The organism is Streptomyces sp. NPDC001617 (assembly GCF_053596855.1).
Genome location: NZ_JBSFHA010000048.1, coordinates 12,490 through 34,030 on the forward strand (window position 1 = coordinate 12,490; position 21,541 = coordinate 34,030).

At 70.9% G+C, this 21,541-nt stretch carries 14 protein-coding genes and 1 pseudogene; 13 read left to right on the forward strand and 2 right to left on the reverse strand.

Annotated features, from left to right (window positions below; translation table 11 throughout):
- Window positions 1–68 precede the first annotated feature (68 nt).
- Window positions 69–710 carry a hypothetical protein gene (locus ACWC09_RS30805; RefSeq protein ID WP_450854181.1) on the forward strand — a complete coding sequence of 214 codons (642 nt, stop codon included), beginning with the start codon at window positions 69–71 and terminating at the stop codon, window positions 708–710.
- A gap of 355 nt (window positions 711–1,065) precedes the next feature.
- Here the strand turns inward: ACWC09_RS30805 and ACWC09_RS30810 are convergent, their stop codons facing one another.
- The gene (locus ACWC09_RS30810) at window positions 1,066–1,701 is read right to left on the reverse strand and encodes a hypothetical protein (protein ID WP_450854182.1); all 636 of its coding nucleotides are present in this window, start codon (window positions 1,699–1,701) and stop codon (window positions 1,066–1,068) included.
- A gap of 614 nt (window positions 1,702–2,315) precedes the next feature.
- Between ACWC09_RS30810 and ACWC09_RS30815 the strand changes: the two genes are divergently transcribed.
- From ACWC09_RS30815 to ACWC09_RS30850, 8 genes and pseudogenes are all read left to right on the forward strand, one after another.
- Window positions 2,316–4,475 (forward strand): RecQ family ATP-dependent DNA helicase, encoded by a 2,160-nt coding sequence (locus ACWC09_RS30815; RefSeq protein ID WP_450854183.1) that lies wholly within the window; start codon window positions 2,316–2,318, stop codon window positions 4,473–4,475.
- Between the two features lie 845 nt (window positions 4,476–5,320).
- Entirely contained in the window at window positions 5,321–6,991 is a 1,671-nt protein-coding gene (locus ACWC09_RS30820) for a DUF4192 family protein (protein WP_450854184.1), read from the forward strand.
- A gap of 686 nt (window positions 6,992–7,677) precedes the next feature.
- A pseudogene (locus ACWC09_RS30825) lies at window positions 7,678–8,972 on the forward strand (glycogen debranching N-terminal domain-containing protein).
- Between the two features lie 131 nt (window positions 8,973–9,103).
- Entirely contained in the window at window positions 9,104–9,862 is a 759-nt protein-coding gene (locus ACWC09_RS30830; protein ID WP_450854185.1) for an NUDIX hydrolase, read from the forward strand.
- Between the two features lie 91 nt (window positions 9,863–9,953).
- Window positions 9,954–11,978: an ATP-binding cassette domain-containing protein gene (locus ACWC09_RS30835; RefSeq protein ID WP_450854235.1), complete on the forward strand. Its 2,025-nt coding sequence runs from the start codon at window positions 9,954–9,956 to the stop codon at window positions 11,976–11,978.
- A 161-nt stretch (window positions 11,979–12,139) separates the two neighbouring features.
- Window positions 12,140–13,027 (forward strand): FadR/GntR family transcriptional regulator, encoded by an 888-nt coding sequence (locus ACWC09_RS30840; protein ID WP_450854186.1) that lies wholly within the window; start codon window positions 12,140–12,142, stop codon window positions 13,025–13,027.
- Window positions 13,028–13,455: 428 nt separating this feature from the next.
- On the forward strand, window positions 13,456–14,991 hold the full coding sequence (locus ACWC09_RS30845) for an RNA polymerase sigma factor (protein WP_450854187.1): 1,536 nt from the start codon (window positions 13,456–13,458) through the stop codon (window positions 14,989–14,991).
- Between the two features lie 135 nt (window positions 14,992–15,126).
- Window positions 15,127–15,981, forward strand: coding sequence for a serine protease (locus tag ACWC09_RS30850; protein WP_450854188.1), 855 nt, complete (start codon window positions 15,127–15,129; stop codon window positions 15,979–15,981).
- Window positions 15,982–16,093: 112 nt separating this feature from the next.
- Here ACWC09_RS30850 and ACWC09_RS30855 read toward each other — a convergent pair whose 3' ends face one another.
- Window positions 16,094–16,324, reverse strand: a complete 231-nt coding sequence (locus tag ACWC09_RS30855) for a DUF7455 domain-containing protein (RefSeq protein ID WP_053848812.1) — start codon at window positions 16,322–16,324, stop codon at window positions 16,094–16,096.
- A gap of 440 nt (window positions 16,325–16,764) precedes the next feature.
- Between ACWC09_RS30855 and ACWC09_RS30860 the strand changes: the two genes are divergently transcribed.
- From ACWC09_RS30860 to ACWC09_RS30875, 4 genes are all read left to right on the forward strand, one after another.
- Window positions 16,765–18,888 carry a DNA gyrase/topoisomerase IV subunit B gene (locus ACWC09_RS30860; RefSeq protein ID WP_450854189.1) on the forward strand — a complete coding sequence of 708 codons (2,124 nt, stop codon included), beginning with the start codon at window positions 16,765–16,767 and terminating at the stop codon, window positions 18,886–18,888.
- 237 nt (window positions 18,889–19,125) lie between these two features.
- Window positions 19,126–19,650, forward strand: a complete 525-nt coding sequence (locus tag ACWC09_RS30865) for a DUF1453 domain-containing protein (protein WP_450854190.1) — start codon at window positions 19,126–19,128, stop codon at window positions 19,648–19,650.
- Window positions 19,647–20,798 carry a sensor histidine kinase gene (locus ACWC09_RS30870; protein ID WP_450854191.1) on the forward strand — a complete coding sequence of 384 codons (1,152 nt, stop codon included), beginning with the start codon at window positions 19,647–19,649 and terminating at the stop codon, window positions 20,796–20,798. The genes ACWC09_RS30865 and ACWC09_RS30870 overlap by 4 nt, the downstream gene beginning before the upstream one ends.
- Window positions 20,795–21,478: a response regulator transcription factor gene (locus ACWC09_RS30875; RefSeq protein ID WP_450854192.1), complete on the forward strand. Its 684-nt coding sequence runs from the start codon at window positions 20,795–20,797 to the stop codon at window positions 21,476–21,478. The genes ACWC09_RS30870 and ACWC09_RS30875 overlap by 4 nt, the downstream gene beginning before the upstream one ends.
- Window positions 21,479–21,541 lie beyond the last annotated feature (63 nt).

Consider the following 21,541-nt stretch of genomic DNA (forward strand, 5'->3'; position numbering starts at 1 on the left):
CGATTCCGCTCGCACTCATGTGCCACCCGCCGACGCGAGCCGTACCAACGTTTGATAAACATCAGCTCATGCCTCTCATTCCCGAGGAGCCTCAGATTCACGAGAGTGCCCAGGGTCCCCGCGCCACTCCGGCCAGTGGCCGTACCGCGCCGACCCCCCGTCCCGTACCCGGTCCTCGCCCCGCGGCCCCGCCGCGGCCCGGTCGTCCTGGTCCGCTCCGGCCCACTCCGCCGGTGCAACGTACGTCGCGTGACGTGGCCGCGGCCAAGCCCGGACCCTCCGGTCCGGCTGCATCCGCAGCCCCCGTCGCGTCTTCGGCGGCCCCGCAGATCCAGCTGATCCCAGCCTCCGTGGAAGGCGCGCTCGACGCCGCCGAGGAGGCCGTGGACCTGCTCCTGGACTCCGGTCGGTCCCCCGGCGACGTGCTGGTCATCACCACCGGCGAACAGCACCCGTGGGCCGCCCACGAGCTGTCCTTCGGTGAAGCCTCCTACTGGGCCCAACACGACGCGGGCGACGACGTCTTCTACGCGGATGCCGCCGTCGCCTCCCGCGCCGCCGTACGCCCTGTGGTCGTGGTCGCCGTCAACGGCGGTGCCGACTCGGCCGCCGCCACCGCGTTGCCACTGGCCCATGGCCGGGCCGGCGCCCTGCTGATCGTCTGCGGCGACCCGCAGCAGATCAACTCGGTGCTCGGCGCGGGCGTCTGAGCCGGTTCCGGTACGTCCTGGCGGACGCCGGAGCCACAAGGGTGCCGCTGTGGCGGCACTGGCACGGTGGACGTTTCGGCGTGCGCGGGTAACGGCCCGAGCTGCCCGTTGTACGTGCCCGTCGGCCCGGTTCCGTGGTCTGCCACGAGACCGGGACGCGCCGGTGCGTGTGTCCGGTGTCGTCGTTCGTGGCATCGGACCGGGGTCCAGGCGCAGGACCCCGGGGGCATGCGGTTGGGTACGGGTGGCTGCTTGGCATGCCCGCGCTGACCGCCGTATGCGCGCGTCCTCGTGCCGCCTGTCGTCCAGGCGTACAAGGACGCGTGCCGTCGCGAGGCCCGACCGAGCGGTGCCCTCAGCGAGCTGCCGCGCGGCGCAGGACCTCCGAGGCGGCACCGCCGGTGCGCGGCAGCCGGGGAGGTGCCTCGGACATCCCGAAGGGCTCCGGCGCGGAGTCCGCGTTCGGGCGGCGCCCGCCACGGCCCTCGCCGAGCACCTGCCAGCCGTCCCGGGTCAGCGTGATGTACGCCCCGCAGCGCAGTCCGTGCAGTGTGCAGGCGTCACGCAGGCCCCACATCCACGCGCCGTCCTCCTCCGTCCAACGCGCGTCGCCGTCACGGCAGTAGATCAGCACCGCGGTGCGCACCGGCGTGCGGCGGCGCAGATCGTGCGGGATGACCCGGCGCAGCTGGGCGAGGAGCGCGTTGCGGAACATCCAGCCATCGGCCGGAGCCGGGCGGCGGGTGAACGAGGCGCTCGCACGCACGCGTTCGTCCGGGTCGAGGACGGCCACGATCGCGGTCGTCGGCCTGGGGCGGTGGCGGGAGTGGAGTCCGCTGACGACCTCTCGGGGGTTGCGCAGCAGAGGGATTCCCGCGGCGGCCCACTCGGCTGGTTCGAGCATGCGGGCGAGAGGGTTGGCGGATGCGGCGGACAGGTCGGCAGACGTCGACGTGGATGCCGCGGAGGACGGAGCGAATCCGAAGGTCACGGTCCTCCCTTCGGCTACGCGCCCACACTGCGGGCGAGGTCGGATTCGGGAGCGCGCACCGCAGCAGGGCCCTACCGGACCACGGACGAGCCGTGCGGGGAGCGGAGTTCAATTCTTGCTGTCGAACTTGGATGCGGCAACGAGCAATTGGCGCCACTGACCGGAATCTGACGGTACGTGGTTTATATCCCTACCCCGGGCTTGCTGCCGCGACGCATGAGGTGACCGTTCACCTCGAGTTCGTACACCGTTGGGGCACAGGTGGTCCAGAGAAGTGTCGTAGGTCGGGGTGTGCGGGCACGCGGGCCGGGGCGCGCGTGCCTCGAGGCGCTGGGCGCTGTTGCTCCGGAGTCAGGGCTGGGTGGGCGAGGACGTCGAGTGGGCGGCAGCCGGTGCGGGAGAGGCGCAAGGACAGGTTGCTCGGGCTGAGGCGCATTCGCGTTCCACGCGGCATTGGAGTCCTGACCTGGGTGAACGAGTCCAGCGAAGGTGATCGCGATCGGCAGGTGCGTGCTGAACGCCCTTGATCGTTGTGTGGCGGGAGAGCTCTTGGAGAACCCCTGTCTCGCCGAGTCGATTGGTCGATTGTCAGTGGCGTGAGGTTGCATGGGGACATGGACGATCTGGAGCTCCGCGCCGAGGCCGATGCCGTGCTTGCCGAGCTCGTCGGTGATCCCGGGGGGTCGGCACGGCTGCGGGAGGATCAGTGGCAGGCGGTGGCGGCTCTGGTGGAGGAGCGCAGGCGCGCCCTGGTGGTGCAGCGCACCGGGTGGGGCAAGTCGGCGGTGTACTTCGTCGCCACCGCGCTGCTGCGGCGACGCGGATCGGGTCCCACGGTGATCGTCTCACCGCTGCTGGCGTTGATGCGTAATCAGGTCGAGGCGGCGGAGCGGGCCGGTATCCAGGCCCGCACCGTCAACTCGGCGAACCCTGAGGAGTGGGACACCATCTACGAGGAGATCGAGCGCGGTGAGACCGACGTTCTCCTCGTGAGTCCGGAGCGCCTCAACTCTGTGGATTTCCGCGACCAGGTACTTCCCAAGCTTGCGGCCACGACCGGTCTCCTGGTGGTCGACGAGGCGCACTGCATCTCCGACTGGGGCCATGACTTCCGCCCCGACTACCGTCGTCTGCGGGCCATGCTGGCCGAACTGGCTCCCGGCGTGCCGGTGCTGGCGACGACGGCGACGGCCAACGCGCGCGTGACGGCCGATGTGGCCGAGCAGTTGGGTACCGGTGCCGGCGAGGCTCTGGTGCTGCGCGGCCCGCTGGACCGGGAGAGTCTGAGGCTGGGTGTGGTCCGGCTGCCGGATGCGGCGCACCGTCTGGCGTGGCTGGCCGAGTACCTGGATGAGCTGCCGGGTTCGGGCATCATCTACACGCTGACGGTCGCCGCTGCCGAGGAGGCCACCGCCTACCTGCGGCAGCGCGACTTCCGAGTGGCCTCCTACACGGGGCGCACGGAGAACGCCGACCGGTTGCAGGCCGAGGAGGATCTGCTGGCCAACCGGGTCAAGGCGCTGGTCGCGACGTCGGCGCTGGGCATGGGCTTCGACAAGCCCGACCTCGGTTTCGTGGTCCATCTCGGCTCGCCGTCCTCGCCGATCGCGTACTACCAGCAGGTGGGCCGGGCGGGGCGCGGAGTTGAGCACGCAGATGTGCTGCTGCTGCCCGGCAAGGAGGACGAGGCGATCTGGCGCTACTTCGCCGATACGGCCTTTCCACCCGAGGCGCAGGTCCGCCAGACCCTGTCGGCCCTGGCCGGTGCGGGCCGGCCGCTGTCCGTGCCGGCCCTGGAGGCGGCCGTCGATCTCCGGCGCACCCGGCTGGAGACAATGCTGAAGGTCCTCGACGTGGACGGCGCGGTCAAGCGGGTCAAGGGCGGCTGGGAGAGCACCGGGCAGCCATGGGGGTACGACACCGAGCGGTACGCCTGGGTGGCGCGGCAACGAGCCGCCGAGCAGCAGGCCATGCGGGACTACGTGAGCACGTCTCAGTGCCGGATGGAGTTCCTGCGCCGTCAGCTGGACGACGAGGGCGCGGCCCCGTGCGGCCGGTGCGACAACTGCGCGGGCGCCTGGGCCGATTCATCCGTTTCGGAGGAGGCGCTGACGGGAGCGCTGAAAGAGCTGGATCGCCCTGGCGTCGAGATCGAGCCGCGCCGGATGTGGCCGACCGGGATGCCCGCACTGGGCATCGACCTCAAGGGGCGTATCCCGGCCGGTCAGCAGTGCTCCACCGGGCGTGCCCTGGGCAGGCTGTCCGACATCGGCTGGGGCAACCGCCTCCGCCCGCTGCTGGCGGAGAACGCGGCCGATGGTCCGGTTCCCGACGATGTCCTGAAGGCCGCGGTGGCGGTTCTCGCCGACTGGGCACGTTCCCCGGGCGGCTGGGCACCGAACGCCCCAGATGCCTCTGCCAGGCCGGTAGGCGTCGTCGCTGTGCCGTCCCTGACCCGCCCGCACCTGGTCGCTTCCCTTGCTCAGGGAATCGCGGCCATCGGCCGCCTCCCCTTCCTGGGCACGCTGACGTACACCGGGTCGGCCGCCGGCCATCCGGTGCGACGCAGCAATTCCGCCCAGCGCCTCAAGGCCCTCTCCGGTGCCTTCTCCGTCTCCGAGGAACTGGCCGGCGCGCTGGCGTCCTCTCCCGGTCCTGTCCTGCTCGTGGACGACTACACCGACTCCGGCTGGACCCTCGCCGTCGCCGCACGCCTGCTGCGGCAGTCAGGCGGCGAACAGGTTCTCCCGCTGGTGCTCGCGGCAGCCGGCTGAGTCTCCGGCTCTGTTCGCGACACCACCGTGAGGAAACCTCAGTGGCCGCTCCCTATCACTTGGTGAGATCCGCGAGGAGATCGCAGTGCGGGTCGTCCTGGGCCGTGGGTGTATTCGCGGCGGGCACGTGTTGTTCGGCTGGTTCCGGCAGAACGCTTTGACGAGTTGATCTCATGTCACTCGGCTGGGTGGGCTGTCGGCCCGGCTGCGAACCGGCTCCGCCGGCGGGGTACGCCGTCCTGCCCACCGGATTGGGCAGGGAACCGGCGCGTCCTGGTGCCGGCGGGAGATCAATCGCCTTTGCCGCGAACGGAGTTGGCGACCCTGCCTGCCGGAGGGAGCCAAGTCGGTAACGGCGGCGGGTCCGAGAAGAGGGAACCTACGTTGCGTCGTAGGTACAAGGGGGTGGACCGCGAGCTGGACCGGCTGGATCCGGAGGCCGACTGGGAGCGGGTGACAGCGCTCCACGTGTCAGCGATGGTGGCGGTCCGTCCAGTCCGGCGGGACGCAGGGCTGTTGACCGGCTGAACCGTCCTGCTGGCCACTTTCGGCGACCGTCTGCCGACCTTGCTGAGCCTGAGTTCGCCGTGAAGTTCGACTCCCGGCCGTGCGTCCGGGCCTTCCTGAAGTGGGCATTCCGACTCCATCGTCTTCTGCCCGACCGCCGCACACCACTTCCCTCTGGCGCAACCGAGCCGGTATGACTGCGGGCGGACGAGGCATGCCATTCAAGTCCCTTTGCTGATAGGCGAGTTGGAGCCGCGCATCAGGGGGCTTGACGTGTCCCTGGCCCGACTTGTCCACAGGGCAAAGTGCACCTTCGCGTTCCGCGAGATCGTCTGCACATGACGAATCACGGCGAAACCACTGGATCCCCTGAAAACGGCCCCGCTGCCGGGAGTGACGGTCGCGCACCTCGCGACGCACACGGCGACCACGGCCGACCTCTCGGACCGGAGACACACACCGGCCCGACCGCCTACGACAGGCACGGCACCGAGCACCAGGTCACGCTGCGCACCCCGGCCGAACTGGCCGACGCACTGCCCTATCTCCTCGGGTACCGCCCCGAGGACAGCATCGTCCTCGTCGCCCTGCACGACAGGGACGGCCGGGGCCGCTTCGGCGGCCGGGCCCGGCTCGGCATTCCCGCCGGCGAGGACGACTGGGGCTGCGTCGCACGGCAGTTGGCACAGGGCCTGGTGACCGGAAGCGAACGCCGAGGAGCGCGACCCGAGCAGATGGTCGCCTACCTCTGCCAGGAACCGGCGCAGGGCGAGTCGGGTCGGCAGGTCATGGAGCGGCTGCGCCCACTCGCCCAGAAACTCCGTGTCGAGTGCGGCCAGCTCGACGTCCCGGTGATCGAGGCCCTGTGCATCTCGGGCGGCCGCTTCTGGTCCTACTGCTGCAGCAACGAGGTCTGCTGCCCGCCCGAAGGTCTGCCGATGGGACTGCCCGGCACGTCCGTGCTCGCTGCCGCGGCCACCTACGCCGGCCTACAGGTGCGGGGCACGCTCCGCGAGCTGCGGGCCAGGCTGCAGCCCTGGGAGACCGCGGCCGCCCTGGACCAGGAGATCGCCCTGGACACCGCCAGCGCGGCCCTGGTGCCCAGGATCCTCGACGACGCCGGCCGCGCGGGCGTGGCCGAGGAGACGCTCGAGCTGGCGGAGAGCATCATCCACCGTCTGGCCGAAGCCCCGCCGGTGTCCGGCGCGCTCATTGCGGACCTGCGCGACGACGAACTGCTCGCACACGACGAAGCCGCAACGCTGATTCTGGGTCTGCAGGACCGCGCGACCCGCGACCGCGCAGCCGGATGGATGGAGGGCGACGAGGCAGCCCCGGCACTGCGCCTCTGGCGGGCGCTGGCCCGCCGCTGCGTCGGGCCCTACGGCGAACACGCAGCCGCGCCACTGACCCTGACCGGCTGGGTCGCCTGGTCCACCGGCGACGACCTGGAGGCCCGGGAAGCGCTCGCCATGGCCCTTGGCGCAGATCCCGGCTATCTCTTCGCCCGACTGCTGCACCAGGCCTGCAACGAGGGCCTCGACCCGGAGTCGATCCGCCGCTGTCTGCGCGCGGAGCGACGGGGCCGCGGGCGACCGCCGACCCGGCAGCTCGACGGCGACGGGGAAGCCGCGGTCGAGGACACTGGGACGGCACCGGCACGGAAGGAGGCCTCCCGCGCGCGTCGCCGTTCCCGCTCCGGCGGTACGGCCGTCAGCCGCGCGGCGAAGGCGGACATTCGAGGGAGCGGAGCGAGCGTCCCTCGGCCCCGGACGCCGGCGGCGGGCGGAGGCCGTCCCGGCATCGCACAGACGGGAGGTACCCGTCCCAGCACTGCTTCGGCGGGCGGTCCGCGCTCGGGCACTGCTTCGGCGGGCGGTGCGCGCCCCAGCACCGGACCGACGAGTGGCACACGCCCCCGGACGCCCGGAAAGGGGGCCGGCCGTCGTCGCGACAACTGCCCCGGAAGCGTGCAGCCGGGAGGCGGCCGTGCCGAGGGGGAGACGTGAGCAATGGCTCGAAGCCCCTCGGGAGTCGCGGCCGACGCGACCGCAGTCGCCCAGTGGCGCGCGGTTCGGGACGAGGAGTCCCCGGCGACTGCCCGGGCCGACACCGCCATGCGGTCGTGTCGGTCGTCCAAGGGCGTGACCCGGAGGAGCCCCGCTCCGTTCACCTGAGTGGCGGAACGACCGAAAGGGTCGTGCCGCCGCACAGTCCACGCCGGTCCGGATTCCCCCACCCGGCGCCGGACACGCCCGAGGTGTACTACAGAGCGCAGAAGAAGCCACCGCATGCAGCAGCCGACTCCACCTGTTGCCACCGACGACCGCACCGGGGCCGGGAGATCCGAGCCGCCTCCTTCGACGGGCGCCGACCTGTCCGCATCGGCCCCTTCACCGGACCGATCACAGAACAGGTCGCCGGTCGGATCACAGGACCAGTCAGCGGAAGGATCACAGAACCGGTCGGCGGACGGGTCTACCGGCCAGGGCCTCACCGACGATCGACCGCCCGCAACACCCTGTATTCCGCCCACGGAGCCAGGACCACACCCCGCCTTCTTCCACAGGTCGGACACGACCCGCACCCCCCTCCCCACCGCCAGGAGCCGCCCCTACGCTCCCAGGCGCCCCCCTCACCGGCTCCGTCTCCGGCACCTCGTCGGCCCGCCGAGTTGCCCGCCACTCATACCGTCATGATCTGCGTGGCTCTGCCGGGCCTCGCCATCTCCCGGACCAGGGGCAGTTGACCGGCCGGGGACTGGAAGGGTTCTACCGCGCGGGTCGACGTGTCCTCTCCCGCTGCCAGGTCCGTGTGGCCGGACGCGAACCGCTCGCCGTCCAGGCCCGGATGACAGCAGCCGACCAGGCCCGCTTCGTGGGCACGCTGTGTGTCTCCCCGAGCTCCGGCTCGGATCCGGACGTGGTGGTCGAACGCATCCGGCACGCGGACGGGACCGAGCGGATCACCCTCCACAGCGCGACCCTGCGCCCCTTGCGCATCCCGGTCGAGGTCGCCCTGGGGACGGACCTGGCCGAGGCCCGCCGCTGGGGGCTCCCCGAGCAGGAGACGGAGGAACCGCTGCCGGCCGCCGAGCGCTGTCTTACCTGGCTGGGGACGACCGTGGGCGACGGCACATACCTCTGCGATCCCCACCCCGGGGGTCCCGCCCGCTGCGAGACACGGGCCCACGCCCACCGCGCGGCACTCCTCGGCGCCGATCTGCTCGATGCCCATGGCAGGCCCGGCGGCGGCGAGTTGCGGCAGCGGGCGCGGGCGCCGCGGACGGCGTTTCGTCAGGAGTTCTGGATCGACGACCTGGGCGGAGGTACACCGGCGGCCGCCCGAGCCCCGGACGGAAGCCCGGTGCCGCACCTGGGCGCGGCCGCCGCCCACCTCCTCGACACCTGCCTGCTGGGCGGGGGCGAACCGGCCGCCGGCCTGCTGGACAAGGTGCAGACCGAACGACTCGCACGACTGCTCGGCGGGCCGGCCATGGACTTGGGCTGGGGGCTGCGCGGACTGGGCGTGAAGGAAGCGGGACACAACCCGTTCGGCCACCGGAGCGGTGCCGTACGGGTCCACGAGACGGCCGTGGCCGTCGCGGGCCTGTCCGCAGCCGGCTACGAGAAGGAGGCGAACTCCCTGCTGCGCGGAGTGCTCGCCGTGTCCGAGGCCTTCGGTCACCGGCTGCCCGTGATGTACGCGGGGGAGAGCACCGAAGGGAGTGCTCCCCTTCCGCCCCCGGCCGCCTGCCGCCCAGCGGCCACCGCGGCAGCGGCGGGTGTGGTCCTGCTGACCACGCTCGCGGGAATCCGACCCGACACCCCTGCCGGCACCGTCACACTGCGCCCCGTGCACAGCGTGCCCCTCGGCGAGATCGTCCTGACCGGACTGAGGGTCGTCGGCGCACCCTTCTCCGTACGCGTCAGCCGGCTCGGCCTCGCCATGGTCGAGGAGGCGGCCTACGGGCTGCAACTGGGAGTGTGACCTCGGACTACACACCACCGAACCACCAGCCGAAGCAGACGGTGAGGCCCGTACCGGACCGAAGTGGATCAGCCATCGAAGCGACCGACGAAGGGAGTGTTTATCGTCAGGCAGACGACTATGATCGCCGCATGCCCTACGACCCGTCAGCCTTTCCGCCCTTCGCCGTCACCGTGGACCTGGTCGTGCTGACCGTGCGCCGCCATGCCCTGTGCGCGCTGGCGGTACGCAGGGGCGAGCCACCCTTTCAAGGACGCTGGGCACTCCCGGGCGGGTTCGTACGGGCCGACGAGGACCTGGCGCAGGCGGCAGCGCGCGAGTTGGCCGAGGAGACCGGGCTGCGCGCCCACGACCCGTCCGTCCCCGCCCAGGACAACGGCGCCCACCTCGAGCAGCTCGCGACCTACGGCGACCCCAAGCGCGACCCCCGGATGCGCGTGGTCAGCGTCGCCCACCTCGCGCTCGCGCCCGACCTGCCCGCGCCCCGGGCGGGCGGCGACGCCAGCAACGCGCGCTGGGCGCCGGTCGAGGAGCTGCTGCAGCAGGGCGGTTACGGCCGCGACGGCGAACCGGTGGCACCGCTCGCCTTCGACCACTCCCAGATCCTGTCCGACGGCGTGGAGCGCGCCCGCTCCAAGATCGAGTACTCGTCCCTCGCCACGGCGTTCTGCCCCACCGAGTTCACCGTCGGCGAGCTGCGCCGGGTCTACGAGGCGGTGTGGGGCGTGGCGCTCGACCCGCGCAACTTCCACCGCAAGGTGACGGGCACCCCGGGCTTCCTCGTCCCCACCGGCGGCACCACCACACGCCAGGGCGGGCGTCCGGCCCAGCTGTTCCGGGCCGGCGGTGCCACGCTGCTCAACCCCCCGATGCTGCGCCCCGAAGTGTGACGTCGAAGCCTGCGGGACGCGCTCCGGCCGTACTGTCCCACAGACCGCGCGATGCCCGAAAAACCGGAAATAGCGCGCTATCTTGCTGCAGGTGATCCAGGCCTTCGGACTGACCAGCAACCCCCGCAAGGACCTTCCGCCCGCCGTCGACGACATCTCCTTCGAGGCGCGCGCGGGCCGCGTCACCGCGCTCCTCGGCACACCCGGAGCAGGCAAGACGACCGCGCTCAGACTCATGCTCGAACTCCAACAGGGCCGTGGCATCGCCCACTTCAGAGGCCGCCCCCTGCATCGCATCGCCCACCCCTCGCGTGAGGTCGGCGTGCTCCTGGGCGACGTACCGGGCCACCCCGCCCGCACCGTCCGCGGCCACCTGCGCATGCTGTGCGCCGCCGCGGGCGTCCCGGTCCGCCGCGCCGACGAAGTGCTCGAAGTCGTCGGCCTCGTCAGCCTGCGCGACGAGCGCCTCGGCACCCTCTCCCGCGGCATGGACCGCCGCCTCGGCCTGGCCTGCGCCCTCCTGCCCGACCCGCACACGCTCGTCCTCGACGACCCGGCCGAGGGCCTCTCGACCCGGGAGACCCACTGGCTGCACAGCACGCTGCGGGCCCACGCCGCCCAGGGCGGCACCGTCCTGTTCACCACCGCCGACGCCAAGGAGGCCGCCCGCAGCGCCGATCGGGTCGTCACACTGGACCGGGGCAGACTCGTCGCCGACCAGGACGCCACCGAATTCGCCCGCACCCGACTGCGGCCCCGAGTCGCCGTCCGCAGCCCGCACGCCGCACGCCTCGCCGCCCTCCTCGCCAAGGAGGCCCGCACCGCACACCGCTCCGTCGAGGTCGTCCTCGAGGGCGGCAATCGCCTTTCCGTGTACGGCAGTACCTGCGCCGACGTCGGCGAGACCGCATTTCGGCACAGCATCCTCGTACATCAACTCGCGGACGAGACCGGGGACATGGGGCCGGGAGCGGGTGCGGCGCCCGTCGGTGCCCCGGAAACCCCCGACGAGCCGCGGGCATCCGACACAGAGCACACCATGGCCCCGACCCAGGAGCCCGGTGCCGAACCGCACCGCGCGCCACCGGCTGGCGCAACCCTTCGCGCGACCGTCGGACCGCACTCCGCGCCACCGGCTGGGGCACCCCTTCACGCGGCCGTCGAACCGCAGCCCCCGACTACGGCCGACGAGCCTCGCAGCCTCGACCTCGCGCCGAACTCACCGTTTGCGGAACCCCAGCCGCGCTCAGCGTCCGGACGTGGCCCGGCGCGAGCCTCACGCCCCGCCGAAACGCGGACTTTGGACGCCCTCTCCCCGCTCCCACCTCCCATCTCCGTCCGCCCCGGCCCCAGCCCCCTCCGTCCCCTGCGCTACGAGGTCCGTCGTGCCGCCGGGATCGGCACCGGCTTCCTCACCGCGGCCGCCGTGCTGCTGGTGTCCGCCATCACCGCCGTACTGCTGGCCCGGATCGGGCATACCCCGCAGCCACGCCTGCTGGCCGCGTGGCCGCGGGAGCTGCCTCTGCCGCCCACGGCGCTCGGGGCGGGGCTGCTCGGGGCGCTGGCCTTCGGTGACGAGTTCCGTCACCCCGCGCTGGCGGCGGACCGCGGCACCGTGCCCCGCAGGCTGGGGCTGCTCGCCGCGAAACTCCTCGTCGCCGCGGCAACCGCGCTGACGCTCGCCTTCCTCACCGTGGGCTGCGACGCCGAAGTGCTCTACCTCGTCTACGGACGGGAGCTCGCGCAAGTTCCCGGCGACTGGCTCTCGCTGGGCGCGAGTTGGACCGGGCTCGTCGTCGGATGCGCATGGGCCGGGGTACTGGCAGCTGGTGTCTTCCGGTCCACCACGGCGGGACTCGCGGCCGTGCTGGCCGTACCGGTCGTCGTCGTCCCCCTCGTACAGAAGGTCTTGACGGGATCATCCGTGCGGACCGCAGCCGGATTTCCGCTGCGGCTGCGCGAGACGCTCCTGCTTCAGTGGCCCTTCGGGGGAGAGCGCTATCTGTCCGGAGCGGCACGGGTGATCGTCCAACCCGTCGGCGGCGCCCTGACGTTGTCGCTGGCCGCTCTGCTCTGCACGTATCTGCTCACGACCCTGCGCAGCAGGCTCAGATGACGACTGTCCGTGTCCTTTCGTCCCGGCCTGCGCACAACTCCCCGGGGAAAGCCCATTTCTTTCCGATAAGGCGTCAATTGCGACGGGGTGAGCGATCACCCTTTCGTGTGCTTTTCACCAAAGACCTCAAGGGAGTTGGAGACGGCGCCGACAAAGGATCCGTGAGTACCCTTGCGCACACCATGATGACCGCCGCCCGCTCCGCAGACTCCGGTCTCGCCGGCCCGGGCGAACTCGACCGCTACCCCTACGCCGAGGCCCCTGTCCCCGACCGCGTGGGAGCCCCCGTCTGGGAGAGCGCGGAACCGGAGCTGGGCCGCGTGGGCCGGCGCGCCGCGGGCAGCCGCGGACGCGGGCTGCACGGCCAACTCGTCCAGCAGTTGGGCCAGATGATCGTCTCCGGCGACCTGGGCGCCGACCGTCCGCTGGTGCCCGAGGAGATCGGCCAGCGTTTCGAGGTCTCCCGCACCGTGGTCCGTGAGTCGCTCCGCGTCCTGGAGGCCAAGGGCCTGGTCAGTGCCCGCCCCAATGTCGGCACGCGCGTGCGTCCCGTGAGCGACTGGAACCTCCTCGACCCGGACATCATCGAGTGGCGGGCCTTCGGGCCGCAGCGCGACGACCAGCGCCGCGAGCTGAGCGAGCTGCGCTGGACCATCGAGCCGCTGGCCGCCCGCCTCGCCGCCGGGCACGGGCGCGAGGACGTGCAGCGGCGGCTCGCCGACATGGTCGAGATCATGGGCCACGCCATGGGACAGGGCGACGCGCTCACCTTCTCCCGCGCCGATGCCGAGTTCCACTCCCTGCTCATCCAGGTCGCGGGCAACCGCATGCTGGAGCACCTCTCCGGGATCGTGTCGGCCGCCCTCCAGGTCTCCGGCGGCCCGGTGACGGGCTGTGACCGGCCGAACGAGGTGTCGCTGGCGCACCACGGCAGGATCGTCGACGCGCTCGCCACGGGCGACGCCTCGGCGGCCGAGGCGGCCATGCGCCAACTGCTCACCGTCCACCCCGAGGTGGAGCGCGTGGTGCCCGCGCCGCGCGAGCACTGAGCGCGGACCGCGGGCGGCGCGGCCGGGAAGGCCTCCCCTCCTGGGGCATCGCCCGGTCGGCGAACCGTGTGCCGTCGGACCCCGCAGGATCCCGGCGATCCTGCGGGGTCCGACGGTGCGACGGGCCGTGTGTTTCCAGGGATGAGCCCGGGTAGGAGGCATGAGTGGGCCGCCTCTGACCCTGTCTGACCGTTTTTGAGCGCTTACGGGGTGTGACTCGGGCCACGCAGATTGGGCGTAACGCTCGTGGGAACAGCGCGATGACCTAAGAGGTGACAGCCGAGGAGGGAATACGGACGCCGTTCGCGGCGCTGTGCATCTTCCCGGCCCCCGCCCGCGCCGTCGGCCCAATCCCCAAGCCGGCGGTCGGCTCCTGTCCGTCCCGGACGGGGCCGGAAGCCGTTTTCCAACGTTCCGAGAGGTTGTTCGTGTCGGCCAGCACATCCCGTACGCTCCCGCCGGAGATCGCCGAGTCCGTCTCTGTCATGGCTCTCATCGAGCGGGGAAAGGCCGAGGGGCAGATCGCCGGCGACGATGTGCGTCGGGCCTTCGAAGCTGACCAGATTCCGGCCACTCAGTGGAAGAACGTACTGCGCAGCCTCAACCAGATCCTCGAGGAAGAGGGTGTGACGCTGATGGTCAGTGCCGCGGAGCCCAAGCGCACCCGAAAGAGCGTCGCAGCGAAGAGTCCGGCCAAGCGCACCGCCACCAAGACGGTCGCGGCGAAGACGGTGACCGCCAAGAAGGCCACCGCCACCGCCCCTGCGGCGGCGCCCGCTGCCGACACGCCGGTCGAGGACGACGCCACCAAGGCCGGTGCCAAGAAGACCGTCGCCAAGAAGACGACGGCGGCCGCGAAGAAGACCGTCGCCAAGAAGGCGACGGCGGCCAAGAAGACCAGCGCCAAGAAGGACGACGCCGAGATCCTCGAGGAGGAGGTGCTCGAGGACACCCCCAAGGGCGCCGACGAGCCCGAGGGCGCCGAGAGCGCGGGCTTCGTGCTCTCCGACGAGGACGAGGACGACGCGCCGGCCCAGCAGGTCGCCGCGGCCGGCGCCACCGCCGACCCGGTCAAGGACTACCTCAAGCAGATCGGTAAGGTCCCCCTGCTCAACGCCGAGCAGGAGGTCGAACTCGCCAAGCGCATCGAGGCCGGACTGTTCGCCGAGGACAAGCTGTCCAACGCCGACAAGCTGGCGCCGAAGCTCAAGCGCGAGCTGGAGATCATCGCCGAGGACGGCCGCCGCGCCAAGAACCACCTCCTGGAGGCCAACCTCCGCCTGGTGGTCTCGCTGGCCAAGCGCTACACCGGCCGCGGGATGCTCTTCCTGGACCTCATCCAGGAGGGCAACCTCGGTCTGATCCGCGCCGTCGAGAAGTTCGACTACACCAAGGGCTACAAGTTCTCCACGTACGCCACCTGGTGGATCCGTCAGGCGATCACCCGCGCCATGGCCGACCAGGCCCGCACCATCCGTATCCCGGTGCACATGGTCGAGGTCATCAACAAGCTCGCGCGCGTGCAGCGCCAGATGCTTCAGGACCTGGGCCGCGAGCCCACCCCGGAGGAGCTGGCCAAGGAACTCGACATGACCCCGGAGAAGGTCATCGAGGTTCAGAAGTACGGCCGCGAGCCCATCTCGCTGCACACGCCGCTGGGCGAGGACGGCGACAGCGAGTTCGGTGACCTCATCGAGGACTCCGAGGCGGTCGTGCCGGCCGACGCGGTCAGCTTCACGCTCCTGCAGGAGCAGCTGCACTCCGTGCTCGACACCCTGTCCGAGCGCGAGGCGGGCGTCGTCTCCATGCGCTTCGGTCTCACCGACGGTCAGCCGAAGACCCTCGACGAGATCGGCAAGGTCTACGGTGTCACGCGCGAGCGCATCCGCCAGATCGAGTCCAAGACCATGTCCAAGCTGCGCCACCCGTCGCGTTCTCAGGTGCTGCGCGACTACCTCGACTAGGTCGCGGTCCTTCGACGCCAAAGGCCCGGTTCCCTCTGGGGAGCCGGGCCTTTGGCGTGCTGTCGTGCGGGTGCGGGGCGCCGTGTCCTGGATCACTCTGGGTGTCCAACGTACATCCGAGAGTGAGGAATCCGTATGTGCCGTTCTGTTTACCGGGCGCTGGTCCGGCCGCTGGTCCTTGCGGCCGCGGCGACCGTCATACCGCTGCTGTCCGCCGTCCCCGCGCCCGCCGACGTCGTGGTCGGCGGCTTCCCGGTCGACATCTCCCAGAGCCCGTGGACGGTGGCGCTGTCCAGCCGTGACCGGTTCGGGGGTACGCGCGCGGGGCAGTTCTGCGGAGGTGTGGTGGTCGGTCGTACGACCGTGCTCACCGCGGCCCACTGCATGGGCGAGGAGGTCCTGGGTGCCCCGCCGAACCGGGCGGGCGACCTCAAGGTCATCACGGGCCGTACGGATCTGCTGTCGCCCGAGGGCCGGGAGATCCGGGTCAGCCAAGTCCGGGTGAATCCCGGCTACGACAGCTACAGCAACGCCGGGGACTTCGCCGTGCTGACTCTTGCCGAGCCGCTGCCCCAGAGCGCGGTCATCACGATGGCGGCCGCCGGTGATCCCGCCTACATGCCGGGCATGAGCGCCACGGTCTACGGATGGGGCGATATCACGGGCGTCGGCGACTACGCGCGCAGCCTGCGCGCCACACGCGTGCACGTACTGCCCGACGCCCAGTGCGAGAGGGCGTATCCGGGGAGCGCCGACGGCGCCTACGCGGCCGACAGCATGCTGTGTGCGGGGGAGACGGTAGGTGGTCGCGACGCCTGCCAAGGGGACAGCGGCGGGCCCCTCGTCGCCCAGGGGAAGCTGATCGGGCTCGTGTCCTGGGGGAGTGGCTGCGGTCGGGCGGGCGATCCCGGCGTCTACACGCGCGTGTCCGAAGTGCTACAAGCGTCGGGCGCGGGCGGAGTCACGAGAGGCCCCCGGCAGGGGCGCTGACGGAGTCGGAGACGGGTCTCCGCACGAGCGCGGGCGGCGCGGTCCCTGAAGCAGGGGCCGCGCCGCCCGTACACCGGCCTGTGCCGGATTGGCTCGTCGTTGACGCGAAGTGTCAGCGCTCTTCTTCGGATGCAGATGCCGGGACGGCCGTCAGCCGCTCCGTCTCGTCCTGTATCTCAGCGGCGATCTTCTTGAGTTCCGGCTCGAACTTGCGGCCGTGGTGGGCGCAGAAGAGCAGTTCTCCGCCGCTGAGCAGGACAACGCGTACGTAGGCCTGCGCGCCGCAACGGTCGCAGCGATCGGCGGCCGTCAGCGGGCTCGCGGGGGTCAGAACAGTAGTCACGTCGCCTCTTCTCTAGCTCGACGAGCTGTCGTACCAGGGTCAACATCCAACCAGCCCCAAAACGTTCCCGCCCGGGGCTTTTCCTCGAAAAAATCTTTCGAGGCCGGCTGCCTGTTGCCGGTTGGCGGCGAATGTGCCGTATTGCGTGTCTGTGTGTCTTACGGGTTCGCGCTGGCTGTCAATGTCCGTCCTCCCGGCTGGCTTGCCGGTTGTTCATGAGGACGTGCCCGGAGCCTAAATGGTTCATGCCTCGAAGGGAACGTGATATGTACTTCACTCCAACGAGGGATCGAACGTGTATGCGACTCTGGACTAGTCTGAGTTCAGACGAGGGTGGCGTTACAACGGCTCTACCAGGCCTCGGTACCCTCTCTACGGCAACCGAAGCCGCGCCCTTACCCAGAAGGGCCTCACCTGAAATTCAGCGAGGAGCGAACCGCGTGACCGCCGAGACGTCCGTGCCGTCCACAGCGCTGCTGGCAGGAGCAGACCGGGACGGTTCCAACTACACCGCGCGGCACCTGCTCGTCCTCGAAGGGCTCGAGGCCGTGCGGAAGCGCCCGGGCATGTACATCGGGTCGACCGACAGTCGCGGTCTGATGCACTGCCTCTGGGAGATCATCGACAACTCCGTCGACGAAGCTCTCGGGAACTACTGCGACCACATCGAGGTGATCCTCCACGACGACGGCTCCGTGGAGGTTCGGGACAACGGCCGGGGCATCCCGGTCGACGTCGAGCCCAAGACGGGCCTGTCCGGCGTCGAGGTCGTCATGACCAAGCTGCACGCCGGCGGCAAGTTCGGCGGCGGCTCCTACGCCGCCTCCGGCGGTCTGCACGGCGTCGGCGCTTCCGTGGTGAACGCCCTGTCGGCCCGCCTGGACGTAGAGGTCGACAGAGGCGGCCACACCCACGCCATCAGCTTCCGCCGCGGCGTGCCGGGCGCCTTCGCCGGGAACGGCCCGGACGCCAAGTTCGACGCCGGCAGCGGGTTGCGCAAGACCAAGAAGATCCCCAGGACCCGCAGCGGCACGCGCGTGCGTTACTGGGCCGACCGCCAGATCTTCCTCAAGGACGCCAAGCTCTCCCTGGAGAACCTGCACCAGCGCGCCCGCCAGACCGCGTTCCTTGTGCCCGGCCTGACCATCGTCGTCCGCGACGAGTTCGGTCTCGGCGAGGGCGGCAGCAAGGGCGAGGAGTCCTTCCGCTTCGACGGCGGCATCAGCGAGTTCTGCGAGTACCTGGCGAGCGACAAGCCGATCAACGACGTCCTCCGCTTGTCCGGCCAGGGCACCTTCAAGGAAACCGTCCCGGTCCTGGACGAGCACGGCCAGATGACGCCCACCCAGGTCACCCGTGAGCTCGATGTCGACGTCGCCATGCGATGGGGCACGGGGTACGACACGATCCTGAAGTCCTTCGTGAACATCATCGCCACTCCCAAGGGCGGTACGCATGTCGCCGGCTTCGAGACCGCGGTCACCAGCACGCTCAACGAGGTGCTGCGCGCCAAGAAGCTGCTGCGCGTCGCCGAGGACGGCATCGTCAAGGACGACGCCCTGGAGGGGCTGACCGCGGTCGTCACGGTCCGGCTCGCCGAGCCCCAGTTCGAGGGCCAGACCAAGGAGGTGCTCGGCACCTCGGCGGCCCGCCGCATCGTGAACACGGTGATCGCCAAGGAGCTCAAGGCGTTCCTGACCTCCACCAAGCGGGACGACGCGGCCCAGGCGCGCGTCGTCATGGAGAAGGCGGTCGCCGCCGCACGCACGCGTATCGCGGCCCGCCAGCACAAGGACGCACAGCGCCGCAAGACGGCCCTGGAGTCCTCGTCGCTGCCCGCGAAGCTCGCCGACTGCCGCAGTGACGACGTCGACCGCAGCGAGCTCTTCATCGTCGAGGGAGACTCCGCGCTCGGCACCGCCAAGCTCGCCCGGAACTCCGAGTTCCAGGCGCTGCTGCCGATCCGCGGCAAGATCCTCAACGTCCAGAAGTCGTCCGTGACCGACATGCTGAAGAACGCCGAGTGCGGCGCGATCATCCAGGTCATAGGAGCCGGCTCTGGCCGGACCTTCGACATCGACGCGGCCCGCTACGGCAAGATCATCATGATGACCGACGCCGACGTCGACGGCTCCCACATCCGGACCCTGCTGTTGACCCTCTTCCACCGCTACATGCGGCCCATGGTCGAGGCGGGCCGGGTCTTCGCCGCGGTGCCGCCGCTGCACCGGATCGAGATCGTCCAGCCGAAGAAGGGCCAGGACAAGTACGTCTACACCTACTCGGACCGTGAACTGCGCGACAAGCTCCTCGAGCTGCAGAGCCAGGGTGTCCGCTACAAGGACTCCATCCAGCGCTACAAGGGTCTCGGCGAGATGGACGCCGACCAGCTGGCCGAGACGACCATGGACCCGCGCCACCGCACCCTGCGCCGGATCAACCTCTCCGACCTGGATTCCGCCGAGACGGTCTTCGATCTGCTGATGGGCAACGACGTGGCCCCGCGCAAGGAGTTCATCTCCAGCTCGGCCGCGACGCTGGACCGCTCCCGCATCGACGCGTAGGCGCTGCACCGGGCTCGGGCAGGGGCGGTCCCCCTGCCCGAGCCCGGCCCGGCGCGGCCGCACGCTTCCGCGTCTGCCGCCCCGGCCCTCTCCACCCCTGGGTGGAGCCGACGGCCGTGCGCGGATCCACCCACGTTCCACCCACGCTCCGATCTGCCGACCTGCGAATCTCCGTAGCGTCGAAGGCGTCGACAGCACCCGCTGCCGCATCCCCCTTCCTCGCTCACGGAGGCCCTGATGTCCGGGCTTGTCAATGCGCTGGCGATCGCGGCCGTCGTCGTCCTGGTGGTCGTACGACAGTTCCGCGTGCAGCAGATAGGCGCGGGCCGGCGCTGGTGGCTCGTACCCGTCGTCCTCGCCGTCATCGCGCTCCGCGAACCCGGCATCGTCGACGCCCACCACCGCACGGAGTCGGTCGTCCTGCTCGGCGTCGAGCTGCTCATCGGCCTCGCCACCGGGGCCGGCTGGGCCTGGACCACCCGCATCTGGGCGGAGCCGGACGGCACCGTGTGGAGCAAGAGCACCAAGGCGAGCGTGACCGTCTGGATCGTCGGCATCGTCCTGCGCGTCGGCCTCTTCGGACTCGGCACCGCGATCGGCGTGCACCAGGACAGCTCCGCGCTGCTTCTCGCCCTCGCCGGCACCCTTCTGGTCCGCTCCGGAATCCTGCTCTGGCGGGCCCAGTCCATGGCTCCGACGGCGGGTACGACCTCGGCGTACGGTGACTCCACGGCCTGGTCCGAGCGGAAGGAGCGCGTGTGAGGCAGAACGCCTGGACCCGCTGGCCGTCGCGGGAGGCGCTCGGGCGCGAGGGCCTCACCCGGCCCCGGCGGGTGCTCGCCTGGGTGACGAGGCTTCTCGCGCTCACCATGCTGCTGTGGAGCGCCTTCACCAGCGGCCGTGTCCACGGCTGGGGGGTGGCGGTGGCCGCCCTGGTGGTGCTCATGGCAGCGGGGGCCTCCTGGGCCCTGTACCGCACCACACTGGCCCACCGGCTCGTGCCGTCCCTCGCCCTGGCCCTCCTCCTGGTCGCCATCGCGGTCGTGGCCCAGGCCACCGGGTTCCGCGTGCCGGCCCTCGTCATCTGGTGCGGCTGCGGCGTCATCGCACTGGAGCGGCTTCCCATGGCGGCCGCGCTTCCCGTGACCTGGCTCTCCTTCCAGGCGTACGCCACCGTCAACAACGACGCGTGGCTCACCACCGCCGCCACTATGGTCGGCCTCGCACTGGGCGGCTACGTGCTGCGCCTCGACGCCGAGGCCCGCGGCAACGCCCAGCGGCTGCTCGCCCAGGAGCGGGCCGCCCGCGCCGCCGAGGCCGAGTCGGCGGCGCTCGCGGAGCGGGCCCGGATCGCGCGGGAGATCCACGACGTGCTGGCCCACAGCCTCTCGGCGCAACTCGTGCACCTGGAGGCGGCCCGGCTGCTGATCGAGCGGGGCGCCGACCGGGAGCAGATCCTGGAGCGGGTGGTGGCGGCACGGGGCATGGCCCGCGACGGGCTCGACGAGACCCGGCACGCGCTCTCCGCCCTGCGTGGCGAACTGACGCCGTTGGAGGACTTCCTGGCCCAGCTGGTCGGGACGACGGCCGGCACCGAGGTCACCATTACGGGTGAGCGCAAGCCGCTGCCGGCGGAGGCGTCGCAGGCCGTGCGCAGGGTCGCCCAGGAGGCTCTGACGAACGTACGCAAGCACGCGCCGGGGGCGAAGGTGCGGCTGCTGCTCGACTACGGCGAGCAGCAAGTGACGCTGGACGTACGGGACTCGGGCGGCACGCCGGGCGAGCTCACCGGGTCGGGTGCCGGGTACGGTCTGCTGGGCATGCGCGAGCGTGCCGAGCTGCTGGGCGGTTCGCTGGAGGCCGGGCCGGACGAGGAGGGGTTCGTGGTGACGCTGAGGGTGCCCGTATGACCGAAGGAGAGGAGGCACGGCCCGCGCGGGTGGTGGTCGCGGACGACCAGACCGTGGTCCGTGAGGGCATCGTGATGCTGCTCGGACTGCTGCCCGGGATCGAGGTCGTCGGTGCCGCCGGAGACGGCGAGGAGGCGGTGGAGCTCGTCGCCGAACTCGCCCCGGACGTGGTGCTGATGGACCTGCGCATGCCCCGCTGCGACGGTGTGGAGGCGACCCGGCGCATCCGGGCGGAGCACCCCGGGACGCAGGTCGTGGTGCTCACGACGTTCGCGGACGACGAGTCCCTGTTCCCGGCGCTGCGTGCGGGAGCGCGGGGCTATCTCACCAAGGACGCGGGAGGCGACGAGATCGTGCGGGCCGTGGAGAGCGTGCTGTCCGGGGCCGCCGGGTTGTCGCCGAGCATTCAACGGCGGCTGCTGGAGCGGCTCTCGGAGCCCGAGCCGCAGCCGAAGCCACCGGTGGAGCCGCCCGACGGGCTCACCGCACGGGAGATCGAGGTGCTGGAGCTGATCTCGGAAGGCCTCAACAACACGGAGATCGGCCGCAAGCTGCATGTGTCCACAGCGACCGTGAAGACCCACATCAACAACATCTTCACCAAGACGGGCCTCAAGGGCCGGGCCCAGGCGGTGCGTTACGCGTACGCGAAGGGAATCGCCCGCCCACCAGCAGATTGAGTCACCTGATGGGGTGAAGAGCGCCGGGAAGAGAAGTCGGGGAACTTTCCGTTCTGTCCATAC